General features: G+C 46.3%; 10 protein-coding genes and 1 other RNA gene. All 11 read left to right on the top strand.

The genetic code is table 11. The annotated features are described in order from the left end of the window. The first annotated feature begins 1 nt into the window (after position 1). The 11 genes from murB (at position 2) to miaB (ending at position 12,435) form a co-directional block, all read left to right on the top strand. Positions 2 to 1,027, top strand: coding sequence for a UDP-N-acetylmuramate dehydrogenase (gene murB / locus HMPREF9331_RS05095; RefSeq protein ID WP_016419955.1), 1,026 nt, complete (start codon positions 2 to 4; stop codon positions 1,025 to 1,027). A gap of 39 nt (positions 1,028 to 1,066) precedes the next feature. After that, positions 1,067 to 2,044, top strand: coding sequence for a pseudouridine synthase (locus tag HMPREF9331_RS05090; RefSeq protein WP_016419954.1), 978 nt, complete (start codon positions 1,067 to 1,069; stop codon positions 2,042 to 2,044). After that, complete coding sequence (locus HMPREF9331_RS05085) at positions 2,041 to 2,418, top strand: hypothetical protein (protein WP_016419953.1); 378 nt, start codon at positions 2,041 to 2,043, stop codon at positions 2,416 to 2,418. Before HMPREF9331_RS05090 ends, HMPREF9331_RS05085 begins: the two co-directional genes overlap by 4 nt. Positions 2,419 to 2,422: 4 nt before the next feature. Next, entirely contained in the window at positions 2,423 to 3,169 is a 747-nt protein-coding gene (rlmB, locus tag HMPREF9331_RS05080; protein WP_016419952.1) for a 23S rRNA (guanosine(2251)-2'-O)-methyltransferase RlmB, read from the top strand. A gap of 1,103 nt (positions 3,170 to 4,272) precedes the next feature. Then, on the top strand, positions 4,273 to 5,091 hold the full coding sequence (locus HMPREF9331_RS05075) for a ZIP family metal transporter (RefSeq protein ID WP_016419951.1): 819 nt from the start codon (positions 4,273 to 4,275) through the stop codon (positions 5,089 to 5,091). A 215-nt stretch (positions 5,092 to 5,306) separates the two neighbouring features. Further along, complete coding sequence (gene purB / locus HMPREF9331_RS05070) at positions 5,307 to 6,647, top strand: adenylosuccinate lyase (RefSeq protein WP_016419950.1); 1,341 nt, start codon at positions 5,307 to 5,309, stop codon at positions 6,645 to 6,647. 3 nt (positions 6,648 to 6,650) lie between these two features. Next, on the top strand, positions 6,651 to 7,757 hold the full coding sequence (gene dprA / locus HMPREF9331_RS05065; protein WP_016419949.1) for a DNA-processing protein DprA: 1,107 nt from the start codon (positions 6,651 to 6,653) through the stop codon (positions 7,755 to 7,757). Between the two features lie 34 nt (positions 7,758 to 7,791). After that, positions 7,792 to 8,673 (top strand): NAD kinase, encoded by an 882-nt coding sequence (locus tag HMPREF9331_RS05060; protein ID WP_009642618.1) that lies wholly within the window; start codon positions 7,792 to 7,794, stop codon positions 8,671 to 8,673. 241 nt (positions 8,674 to 8,914) lie between these two features. Then, on the top strand, positions 8,915 to 10,384 hold the full coding sequence (sufB, locus tag HMPREF9331_RS05055) for a Fe-S cluster assembly protein SufB (protein WP_016419948.1): 1,470 nt from the start codon (positions 8,915 to 8,917) through the stop codon (positions 10,382 to 10,384). Between the two features lie 114 nt (positions 10,385 to 10,498). Further along, positions 10,499 to 10,902, top strand: a transfer-messenger RNA (tmRNA) gene (gene ssrA / locus HMPREF9331_RS12760). Positions 10,903 to 10,989: 87 nt separating this feature from the next. Further along, complete coding sequence (gene miaB / locus HMPREF9331_RS05045; RefSeq protein ID WP_016419946.1) at positions 10,990 to 12,435, top strand: tRNA (N6-isopentenyl adenosine(37)-C2)-methylthiotransferase MiaB; 1,446 nt, start codon at positions 10,990 to 10,992, stop codon at positions 12,433 to 12,435. The last annotated feature ends 10 nt before the right edge of the window (positions 12,436 to 12,445 follow it).

Here is a 12,445-nt window from a genome sequence, read left to right as displayed (position 1 = left end):
AATGAAAATACACGAGAACATTTCCTTAAAACCCTATAACACCTTTGGTATAGACCAACGGGCGCCACTGCTAATAGAGGCGGAGAACGAGGCGGATATTTTGGAAGCCATCAGGCTATACCCCAACCTGAAAGTCTTGGGAGGGGGGAGCAATATACTGCTGACGCAAGCCCCTGAGGTGCCGCTGTTGCACATCACCCAAAAGGGTATCTCGGTAGCACATGAGACCGATGAGTTTGTCTGGGTACGAACTTCAGCAGGAGAACTCTGGAGCGACTTTGTGGATTATTGTGTAGCACAAGACTACGGAGGCGTGGAGAACCTCGCCCTGATCTACGGGACAGTGGGAGCTGCCCCCGTACAGAATATAGGTGCCTATGGAGTAGAGCTAAAGGACGTTTTTGATTGCTGTGATGCTATTTGCATAAAGGAAGACCCTAAGTATATGGGAAATTTCGGTGACAAGGTCACTTTCCTCAAGAAAGGCTGTGCATTTGGTTACCGAGATTCTATCTTTAAGCAGCATAAAGATGGTTATATCATCACCTCTGTTACTCTCTGTCTTACTAAGCAAAATCACCAGTTCAAGACCCATTACGGGGATATTCGTGCTCACTTGGCTGCCCATGGCTGGGAGGAAAGTCCCCAACATATAGCCCAAGTGGTCAAAGAGATACGCCAGAGCAAGCTGCCGAACCCTGCTGAGCTGGGCAATAGTGGGAGCTTCTTTAAAAATCCTGTGATTCCACAAGCGCAATTTATAGAACTACAAAAGCACTACCCCAATATGCCTCACTACAGCATAGGAGATGACCAAGAGAAAATCCCTGCGGCCTACCTGATAGAGCGTTGTGAACTGAAGGGCTATCGTATAGATGCTGTAGGAGTTCATCAGAAACAGCCGCTGGTCATGGTCAATTATGGAGGAGCCACAGGAGCGGCCATATTAGCCCTTGCCCGCTATGTACAGCAGCAGGTAAAAAAACGCTTCGATATCCTTATGGAAATGGAGGTAAATATTTGGTAAGTGCCGAATATTTCTTACCTTTGCGCAAAATTTCAGCTAATGACAGATCGCCGTCCAGCAGCACCTAAATCTGCTAAAGGGGCACGCCCTCAAAGAGGAGAAAAACGCCCACAGACAGGGGAGAAACGCCCCTATAAAAAAGAAAACCGACAGGAGAACAAGGAAAGAACCTTTGATAATAGGAAAAAAACAACCCCTTTCAAGGAAAAACCTTTCACCCCTAAGGGGAAAAGCCATGAAGAGGATACTCCTCATACTTTCTATAGAAAGACCGCGCCTAAGAAGCCTTCTCAGGACGAGCAGAAAGGCATTAGGCTAAACAAATACATTGCCAATGCAGGAATCTGTGCACGCCGACAAGCAGACCAATACATCATTGCCGGCAATGTAGAGGTCAATGGCAAGCCGATGACCGAACTGGGCTATCGCGTACAACCTACTGATGTGGTCAAGTTTGACGGCAAAAACATCTCAGCCGAGAAGAAAGAATATATCTTGCTCAATAAGCCCAAGGGCTTTATCACTACCACTCAGGACGAGAAAGGACGCAAGACAGTGATGGACTTGGTCTCTGGAGCTGCTCAAGGCAATATAAAACCTGTAGGTAGGCTCGACAGACTTACCACAGGCCTGCTGCTACTGACCAATGATGGCGACCTGATGAAGAAGCTCACCCACCCTTCGCATGGGGTGCGTAAGATCTACCATGTGGTTTTGGACAAGAAACTCGCCCTAGCGGACTTTCTCAAAATCCAAGAGGGGCTGACCCTTGAGGACGGTTTTATCCAAGTAGATGATATAAGTTTTGTGGAAGGCGCCCCACATAACGAATTGGGGGTAAAGATACACAGCGGCCGCAACCGTATCGTGCGCCGTATCTTCGAGTCCTTAGGCTACGCAGTAGAAAAGCTCGATAGGGTTGCCTTTGCTGGACTTACCAAAAAAGACCTCCCTCGTGGCCACTGGCGCCCCTTGACCCAACAAGAAGTGATTAACCTAAAAAACCTTAACCGATGAAAAAAACTCTCCTTATCCTTTTGCCCTTGCTGGTGATTTTTCTCCTTAGTGGCTGGGTATATATGCGATACTTCTTCGTATTTGGCGAAGGAGTCAAGTCGGGTTATCTGAACTATGCCGTCTATAAGGGCGATGTGTTCAAGACCTATGAGGGCAAGCTCATTCAGGAGGGCTTCGCTAAAACCCGCACAGGTAATGGCATGCAGAGCAACGAATTTGAGTTTTCCATACAAGACAAGCGTGTATTCCAGCAATTGGAAGTCAATAGCGGTAAATACTTCGACCTCCATTACAAGGAATACCACAATGCAGTACCTTGGCGAGGCAATACCGTATATATAGTAGATAGCATCGTAAACATGCGAGAAAAATAAGCCTATGAAGACCACTCAGATATTCGGCCTACACCCTGTGATAGAAGCCATAGAGGCAGGCCGCACTATAGATAAGATTTTTGTACAAAAGGGGCTTTCGGGCACCCTTTTCGCTACCCTGACCAAGCTCATAGAGCGTCATCAGCTCTCCCACTCCTTTGTACCTGCGGAGAAGCTCAATCGGCTGACTCGTGGGAATCACCAGGGCGTAGTGGCACTGCTTTCCCCTGTGGAGTTTGTCCCCTTGGAGGAGCTAGTGCTTTCCATTATAGAAAGCGGTAAGACACCGCTGTTTTTGATTCTTGACCATCTGAGCGATGTGCGCAATGTAGGCGCTATCATTCGTACCGCTGAGTGTACAGGCGTCAGTGGGATTATCCTCCCCAAGCAAGGCAGTGCGGCTGTAGGAGAGGACATGGTCAAGACCTCCGCTGGGGCTATCTTCAATATACCTCTGTGCAAAGTGGATAACCTGATTGACACCATCTACTACCTACAAGGCAGTGGTATCAAGGTCATCGGTGCTACCGAGAAAGCCCCTACCCTACTCTACGAGCTATCCCTTACCGAGCCTTTGGCTATTGTCATGGGTGCTGAGGATACAGGTATCAGCAAGGGAGTGCTCAAGGTCTTAGACCAGCGTGCTAAGCTCCCCTTGCAGGGAGAGACCTCTTCTCTGAACGTCTCTGTCGCTTGTGGGGCATTCTTGTATGAAGTGGTAAGACAGCGGATAGTGACCAATGACAAGTGACTAATGATAAAAAGGGGCTGTCCGAAAAGTCCAAAACACTGCTTTTTGAAGTGTAAATAATACTTAATTTAAATATTTCATTGATAATCAGTTGTTTTTGGGTATTGCTGTAGGGGCGAATGGCAATTCGCCCTCTAAAAACAAGGCTTTTCAGACAGCCTCAAATTACTATCTTTGCCCTTGTAAACAAGCTCTTTATGAGAATAAACAACTAATAATCAAACCCTATACTTGTATAGATAAAAATAATATAAATCTATTGTTATGAGAGAAAAATGTCGTACCTTTGCACCAGAAAACAAAGGGGAAATAAATTGTTTTTCATATATTAGATTTTGTGGTTAGAATTGGTAAAAGAGGGCGCAAGCTCTCTTTTATTTTTTTGTATTAGGGCGATTAGGAATATAGGGTTAACGTGAGTTCGATATAACGAAAGCTCCCTCGGATTTTCACGGATTTCACAGATTTTCTATGTTAGTGTAATCATGCTCCTGTGATTTACACAGATTTTTATAAGGCCAAAGGCCTTATTTATCCGTGGAAATTAAAGAGTTATACTTAGTTATTGTGTTATTGTCTCTGTGAAAATCCGTGGAATCTGTGGGAGAAAAGATATAATTTTGCTTACGTCGAACTCACGTTAGGGTTATGATTTAAGTTTCGCAAGTTGTTTTTAGGTGCTATTGAAATTGCAAGTAACTGATAAACAATTATTTGCAAAAACCTCCCCCCCCCCCCTCCAAAGGGAAAGTCCGCGAGAGCGGAGTATGTGTCTTTAAGGGCGTTGAAATGGTCTAATTTGTTTATTAAATTAGAAAATTTCCCTTCTATAACTTATTGAACCTCTACTACTTACTAACTCCCCCCTTGAGGGGGGGGGTAGGGGGATGTTTTGAGAATCAGTTGATTACAGAGCTTGCGAAACTTAAGTTATGACCTTATAAAAGGCAAGATTTTAGATTTATCTAAAAAATATTTTTTAGTTCAAAAAAAATATGTAATTTTGCCCCATGATCAGAAGTCAGTGGTCAGTGGTCAGTGGTCGGTAATCAGTGGTCAGAAGTCAGAGGCTAATAGCCAATGATCAATCATTAACAATTAACATGATTTCTTCAATTATTAATTATTTAAGTAGTATCAATCCTGTATTGGCAGCCCTATATGCGACCCTTTTTACTTGGGGGGTTACTGCCTTGGGTGCCGCCTTGGTTTTCTTTTTCAAGAGTAGCAACAAACTTGTGATGGACGGTATGCTGGGCTTCACGGGAGGCGTGATGGTGGCTGCCAGTATATGGAGCTTACTGATTCCCGCCATTGATATGAGTGAGGGCGAACGCTTTGTCAAAGTACTTCCTGCTGTGATAGGCTTCTTAGGTGGTTCCCTCTTTATCTATGCTTTGGATAGAATACTGCCACACTTTCACCCCAATTTCAAGCAAACCGAAGGGGTGAAATCCTCTTGGCAGCGCACTACCCTCTTGGTCTTGGCCATCACCTTACACAATATCCCTGAGGGCTTGGCTGTAGGGGTGCTCTTCGGTGGGGTAGCCGCAGGCATACCCGAAGCCTCTATTGCAGGGGCAGTAACACTGGCCATAGGAATAGGGTTGCAAAACTTTCCAGAAGGTGTAGCCGTATCCATGCCACTAAGGCGTATGGGGCTGAGCCGCTGGAAGAGCTTTTTTTACGGACAGCTCTCGGCCATAGTAGAGCCTATAGCAGGTGTCTTGGGTGCCTTTGCGGTGGTCTTCTTTACCCCTATACTTCCTTATGCCTTGGCCTTTGCCGCTGGGGCAATGATCTATGTCGTTGTGGAAGAGACTATTCCTGAATCCCAACAAAGCCGCAATACCGATGTCTCCACTATCGGCTTTCTTATCGGTTTTGTGGTAATGATGGTTATGGATGTTGCTTTGGGATAAATAAACATTTTCTTTACCTTTGCAACGAAAAAATGCTATGGCATTTTAGTTATAGTTGTCCACTTGCACAAGCAGTAAGATAGGCACTTAAAAAGCGAGAAATAAGCCCCTTCCTTTTACGTGAAGGGGCTTGCTTTTTGTGGAAACTTTCTCTTTATATTCCTTGTATATAAGAGAGAAAAACACTATATTTGCGTTTTCTAAAAAATGCACACATGTCTTTGACTGCAATCTCTCCCATTGACGGGCGCTATGCCTCCAAAACCAGTGCCCTACAGGCTTATTTCTCCGAACAAGCCCTAATTCAGTACCGCCTAAGGGTGGAAATAGAATATTTTATTGCACTCTGCAAGCTGCCGCTGCCGCAGCTCAAAGGGGTAGATCAGAGCATCTTCCCTGCCCTTAGTGCCATCTATACCGATTTTACTCAAGCTGATGCGCTTGCTATCAAAGAAATAGAACGCACTACCAACCACGATGTCAAGGCGGTGGAATACTTCCTCAAACAGCAGTTTGACCGCTTAGGCCTCTCGGCTTATAAGGAGTTTATCCACTTTGGGCTGACCTCACAGGACATCAACAATACGGCTGTTCCCCTCTCTATCAAGGAGGCCGTAGCTCAAGTATATCTGCCTGATTTAGAAACCCTCACACAAAAGATAGAAGCCCTTGCCACTGAGTGGAAAGCCATTCCTATGTTAGCTCGTACCCATGGCCAACCTGCCTCTCCTACGCGCTTGGGTAAGGAGTTGAAAGTCTTCGCCGTACGCCTTAGGGAGCAAATGGCTTACTTCTCTTCTATCAAATATGCGGCTAAATTTGGTGGGGCTACAGGTAACTACAATGCCCACAAGGTCGCCTATCCTGATATCTATTGGCATGGTTTCGGTAAGTTCTTTGTAGAGGAAGTATTGGGCTTATACCACTCCTTCCCTACCACTCAGATAGAGCACTACGACCATATGGCGGCTCTTTTTGACCTTATGAAGCGTATCAATACCATACTGATAGACTTCAACAGAGATATATGGACGTATATCTCCATGGACTATTTCAAGCAGCGTATCAAAGCAGGCGAAGTAGGCTCTTCAGCTATGCCTCATAAGGTCAATCCGATTGACTTTGAAAACTCCGAAGGTAACCTCGGAATAGCCAATGCCCTCTTGGAACATCTGGCAGCAAAACTACCTATCTCCCGCCTCCAGCGTGACCTTACCGATAGTACCGTACTGCGCAATGTAGGAGTACCCTTCGCCCATACCCTCATCGCTATCGCCTCTACCCTCAAGGGCTTAGACAAACTCATTCTCAACGAGAGCAAACTCCAAGCCGACCTTGACGATAACTGGGCGGTGGTGGCCGAGGCTATACAAACAATCCTACGCCGTGAGGGCTATCCAAACCCCTATGAAGCACTCAAGGGGCTGACACGTACCAACGAGAAAATCAACCAGCAGACCCTACACGCCTTTATTGACACTCTTGAGGTAAGCGATGCGCTCAAGACAACGCTCAAGAGCATTACCCCTGCCAACTATATAGGGGAAGAGGAATAGGCCATGAAAGAAGAAGATATCATCGCCCTGCTGGCCTTGCAACATACACCCAATGTAGGAGATATCACCGCAAAGAAACTCATTGCCCATTGTGGAAGTCCTGCGGCTATCTACCAGGAGAAAAAACACAAGATTGCCCATATAGGCCGTATCGGCAATGTCATTCTCCAGCACCTTTTTGACCCCGTACATCGTGAGGCTGCCGAGAAAGAATGGCGCTATATCCAAGACAACCATATCCGCTACCATACTTTCTTTGATAGTGATTACCCTGCGAACCTCAAGCAAATCATTGATGCGCCTATCCTTTTTTTCTCCCGCGGGAATATAGATTGGGCTAATAAAAAGATCATCAGTATTGTAGGCACCCGACAGGCTACCAGCTATGGCATAGCTTTCTGTGAGAAATTCGTAGAGGAGTTGGCACACTTTCAGGATTTGGTGGTAGTCAGTGGCTTTGCCTATGGAATAGATATCACCGCCCATAGGGCGGCCATTCGCCACGGAGTACAGACTATAGCTTGCTTGGCACATGGTTTGGATACACTCTACCCTGCCTCTCATAAGCGGTATGCGGCGGAGGTAGAAGCCAAAGGAGGTTTTGTTACCGAGTTCTGGCACCAAAGCAAGTTTGACCGCAAGAACTTCATCGGGCGCAATCGTATCATTGCAGGTCTGGCCGACGCTACTATAGTCGTGGAGTCGGCTCTTAAGGGAGGAAGCCTTGTAACGGCCGATATGGCTTTCTCCTACGACCGAGAAGTCTTTGCCATACCAGGCCGCGCGGATGACCTCTATAGCCAAGGCTGTAACCGACTGATTAAGAACGACAAGGCGCGGCTAATCACCTCCGCTGCCGACCTTATCTATTATATGGGGTGGGAGGTAGCCCAGAGTGCCCCCAAGGTCATCACCCCACAACTTTTTGTAGAGCTTACCCCAGAAGAGCAGACGGTGGTGGATTTTCTTCAGGCACAAGGCAAGCAAACCTTAGACGATCTGGCCAAGGGCTGTGTGCTCCCTGTATATAAGCTCTCCAACCTACTTTTCCAACTGGAGATGAAGGGGGTGGTAAGACCTCTGCCTGGAAAACAGTTTGTCATTTGTTAATTTGCCCATTGACTCATTAGCTCATTAGATTCTTATGAAAATTGCTTTATATTCACAGAAATACAAGGCGGCCTATCAGCCGCTATTGGCTGCGATCTTCACGGAGCTATTAGCTCACAAAGACCAGATTGTAGTGGAGGCCGACTTATGGCGCTGCTACAAGGGACAACTCTCCGAGGAAGTGAGTGTACAGACTTTCCGCTCGGTAGCCGACCTACCGCCCGATACCAACCTTATGCTCACCATAGGGGGCGATGGTACCATCCTTTGGGCGATGACCTATATACAACACCTACAAATCCCTATATTGGGGATCAATGCAGGGCGTTTGGGCTTTTTGGCAACCATCTCCGAAGGAGAGATCGCCAGCATGTTCGCCAACCTACGTGCAGGACAATATACGGTAGAAAAACGCAGTGTCTTGCAGATTACCGATAGTGATGGCACCCCTATTTCACCGCTGAACTTTGCCCTAAATGAGGTTACGGTGATTCGGCAGAACTCCACGGCGATGATTACCGTAGAGGCCTATCTCAATGGGAAATACTTAACCTCCTATTGGGCAGATGGGCTGATTATCTCTACCCCTACAGGCTCCACAGGATATTCACTCAGTTGTGGAGGCCCAGTAATTATGCCGCACTCCAAGACCCTAGTGCTTACCCCCATTGCCCCTCATAACCTCAATGCCAGACCATTAGTAATCCCCGATAATACAGAAATTACCCTACAGATATATAATCGTGAGGGCTGTTATCTGGCCACTTACGATGCCCGCTCTTGCATTCTCCCTTGCAAAACTGCGGTCAAAATCAGCCTAGCCCCCTTTACCCTCTCCACTGTCGTAATGGAAGACAACGATTTCTTTAAGACACTAAGGCATAAACTATTATGGGGAGAAGACAAAAGAAACTAAGAACCCCTTGGAAAGAGCCAAATCTAATGTGGAAATCTCCCGCGCGCTCCTTTACAAGTGTAAGGCAGAGTTCGGCACCATGCTGGATGACTTCTTTTAGGAACTCAAAAAGTCAAAATTATTTTTCAATATGAAAAAAAAGTAGTATTTTTGCCCCTTGGTAAGGGAGTATCTTTGTGATATTCAATAAAAGACTTATTTATCTCTTATTCAAGCTATTAGCTTTTTAAACCTTGAAAAAATGGCAAAATATACAGAAGAAGAACTAAAAGAAGAATTAGAAAACAGCGAGTACAAGTATGGTTTCTATACCGATATAGAGTCAGACACCTTTCCTAAGGGACTCAGTGAAGAGGTAGTTATTGCCCTCTCCAAAAAGAAAAACGAACCCCAGTGGATGACCGATTGGCGTGTGGAGGCCTTCCGTATATGGCAAGCGATGCCTGAACCTCCCCACTGGGCAAATTTGAAATTTGACACTCCTGATTTTCAAGACATTGCTTACTACTCTGCCCCTAAGAAGAAACCCAAACTCAATAGTTTGGACGAGGTGGATCCCCAACTGATAGAAACTTTCCAGAAGTTAGGCATCTCCCTTGAAGAGCAAAAGCGCTTAGCAGGGGTAGAAGACAAGCCTGCGGTGGCTATGGACGTGGTAATGGACTCCGTGTCGGTAGCTACAACCTTTCAGAAGACCTTAGCAGAGAAAGGCATTATCTTTTGCGCTATTTCCGAAGCCATACAGAAACACCCCGACTTAGTACGCAAATACTTAGGAAGCGTAGTGCCTAAGACAGACAACTTCTATGCGGCACTGAACTCGGCTGTCTTTACCGACGGCTCTTTCTGCTATGTGCCTAAGGGGGTACGTTGTCCTATGGAGCTCTCCACCTATTTCCGTATCAATCAGGCAGGTACAGGTCAGTTTGAGCGTACCTTACTCATTGTAGATGAGGAAGCTTATGTCTCCTACTTGGAGGGTTGTACCGCTCCTAAGCGCGATGAGAACCAACTCCATGCTGCCGTAGTGGAGCTGATCGCTATGGAGGGAGGCGAGATCAAGTACTCTACCGTACAGAACTGGTTCCCAGGAGATAAGGATGGTAATGGAGGGGTGTACAACTTTGTAACCAAGCGCGCCTTGGCCGAGAAGAACGCCAAGATTTCTTGGACTCAGGTGGAGACAGGTTCGGCCATTACTTGGAAGTACCCTTCCGTGGTGCTCAAGGGGGATAACTCCATAGGAGAGTTTTACTCCATCGCGGTGACCAATCATTTCCAACAGGCGGATACTGGTACCAAGATGATCCACATAGGCAACAACACCAAATCTACTATTATCTCCAAGGGAATTTCTGCGGGTAGGTCACAGAATAGCTACCGAGGACTGGTAAAGGTAGTGCCCAATGCCAAGAATGCACGTAACTTTTCCCAATGTGATTCCTTGCTGATGGGCAACAATTGCGGGGCTCATACCTTCCCCTATATAGAGGCAAAAAACCCCACCGCCCAGATAGAGCATGAGGCTACCACCTCCAAGATTGGCGAAGACCAAATCTTCTATTGTAACCAGCGCGGAATAGATACTGAAAAAGCCATCTCGCTGATCGTCAATGGTTTTGGAAAGGAAGTACTCAACAAACTCCCTATGGAGTTTGCCGTAGAAGCTCAGAAACTATTAGAGATTTCATTGGAGGGCAGCGTTGGGTAGTGACGAGTGACGAGTGATTAATGACGAGTGACGAACTTTTTATATATTTAAATAATAGTTAAAAAATAGCTATCTATAAAAATAAATCGTAATTTTGCACCCGATTACGTTATGGGGGTCGACTGGTTTTGACAGCAAGCCTAAGCATGATGTAAGCACGCCGAGCTATGAGGCTAATGCTCGTTAATCTCTGTTTCAACACTTTAAATGGCGAGAATAACTACGCTCTTGCTGCCTAGTCTGAATTATAGTAAGATTGCTGGCTAAGTCCCTACAAGGTAGGGAGGCGAGATGTCTCTGAAAGCCCTTGTTGATGGCTCATCGCAAAAGAGATACCATTAAAATCAACATGGAATCTTTGGGTGGCTTCTTCCCCTAGGTTCAGCTCTTACAGAAGCTAAGGGTGATGTGGGGCGTTCCCGCTCAGCATTACCACGAAAAACAAACGGGAACTAAGCGTGTAGAAAGCCTTGTGGTTACTTGTTTGGACGAGAGTTCGAATCTCTCCGACTCCACTTTGCGAAAGCCAACTCTTCTTAAGGGGTTGGCTTTTGTTTTCTTATTTTTTTTCCTTAATTTTGCCCCCCTAAAACAACAACCTTTTGATGGACAAAGTAATTGACGAAACACGGCAAGGCGCCCCTCTCTCTCTCGAAGGCGACGCTAAGAATACCCGTAAGCTCTATATAGAAAGTTATGGCTGCCAGATGAATTTTTCGGACAGTGAAATCGTAGCCTCTATCCTGCATAAGGTAGGGTTCAACACCACTGAGAATCTCCAAGAGGCGGACTTGGTGCTGATCAACACTTGTTCGGTACGTGAAAAAGCTGAGCAGACGATCCGAAAGCGCCTAGAACAGTTCAATGCTGTCAAGCGACACAAGCCTGCTATGAAGGTGGGGGTACTAGGCTGTATGGCCGAGCGCCTCAAGCATCAGTTCTTGGAGGAGGAACATATCGTGGATCTAGTGGTAGGCCCCGATGCTTATAAGGACTTACCCAATCTCTTGGAAGAGGTGGACAATGGTCGCGATGCGGTCAATGTACTCCTTTCTCGCGATGAGACCTATGCCGACATCTCCCCTATTCGTCTCAATAGCAATGGGGTAACCGCCTTTGTTTCTATCACTCGTGGTTGTGATAACATGTGTACCTTCTGCATTGTGCCCTTTACCCGTGGTAGGGAACGCAGCCGAGACCCTCACTCCATTATTCATGAGATTGAGGACTTGTGGCAACGTGGTTTTAAGGAAGTTACGCTGCTGGGACAGAATGTGGATAGCTACCTATGGTATGGGGGCGGACTAAAGAAAGATTTTGAGAAAGCTTCGGATATACAAAAGGTTACTGCTGTGAATTTCGCCAAACTCCTTGATATGGTCGCCACACAGTTCCCTAAGATGCGTATTCGCTTCTCCACGTCCAACCCTCAGGATATGACCTTGGATGTGATTGACACCATGGCTAAGCATCACAATATTTGCAAATATATACACCTACCCGTACAGAGTGGTAGCAACCGTATCCTCAAGGCTATGAACCGCTTGCATACCCGTGAGGAATATTTTGCCCTGATTGACGGCATCCGTGAGCGTATACCCGAATGTGCTATTTCTCAAGATATGATCACAGGCTTTCCTTCCGAAACGGAGGAAGACCACCAAGATACCCTATCACTTATGGAATATGTCAAGTACGACTTCGGCTTCATGTTTGCTTACTCGGAGCGCCCTGGTACCTTGGCAGCCCGTAAGATAGCCGATGATGTACCCGAAGAGGTCAAAAAGCGCCGCCTGACTGAAATCATAGACCTTCAACAAAAGCACAGCCTCTACCGTACCCAAGCCCAAGTAGGAAAAACCGTAGAGGTGCTCATAGAGGGCAATTCCAAGAAATCCGACCAAGAGTGGATGGGGCGCAACACCCAGAATACAGTGGTTGTATTCCCTAAGGAACAATATAAGATAGGCGATTTTGTCAATGTAAAAATAACCAATTGTACCTCTACCACCCTCATAGGGGAAGCGGTAGGGTATAGCGATATGAACTAATATACATAAT

Origin of the sequence: Capnocytophaga granulosa ATCC 51502, from assembly GCF_000411115.1 — a bacterium.
Lineage (GTDB): Bacteria > Bacteroidota > Bacteroidia > Flavobacteriales > Flavobacteriaceae > Capnocytophaga > Capnocytophaga granulosa.
This window is presented reverse-complemented; position numbering and strand designations above follow the sequence as displayed.

Bases quoted from the DNA above. Each gene is read 5' to 3' on its own strand.
- HMPREF9331_RS05060 (WP_009642618.1), top strand. From the start codon at position 7,792: ATGAAAATTGCTTTATATTCACAGAAATACAAGGCGGCCTATCAGCCG.
- HMPREF9331_RS05085 (WP_016419953.1), top strand. From the start codon at position 2,041: ATGAAAAAAACTCTCCTTATCCTTTTGCCCTTGCTGGTGATTTTTCTC.
- sufB (WP_016419948.1), top strand. From the start codon at position 8,915: ATGGCAAAATATACAGAAGAAGAACTAAAAGAAGAATTAGAAAACAGC.
- HMPREF9331_RS05090 (WP_016419954.1), top strand. From the start codon at position 1,067: ATGACAGATCGCCGTCCAGCAGCACCTAAATCTGCTAAAGGGGCACGC.
- murB (WP_016419955.1), top strand. From the start codon at position 2: ATGAAAATACACGAGAACATTTCCTTAAAACCCTATAACACCTTTGGT.
- dprA (WP_016419949.1), top strand. From the start codon at position 6,651: ATGAAAGAAGAAGATATCATCGCCCTGCTGGCCTTGCAACATACACCC.
- rlmB (WP_016419952.1), top strand. From the start codon at position 2,423: ATGAAGACCACTCAGATATTCGGCCTACACCCTGTGATAGAAGCCATA.
- miaB (WP_016419946.1), top strand. From the start codon at position 10,990: ATGGACAAAGTAATTGACGAAACACGGCAAGGCGCCCCTCTCTCTCTC.
- purB (WP_016419950.1), top strand. From the start codon at position 5,307: ATGTCTTTGACTGCAATCTCTCCCATTGACGGGCGCTATGCCTCCAAA.
- HMPREF9331_RS05075 (WP_016419951.1), top strand. From the start codon at position 4,273: ATGATTTCTTCAATTATTAATTATTTAAGTAGTATCAATCCTGTATTG.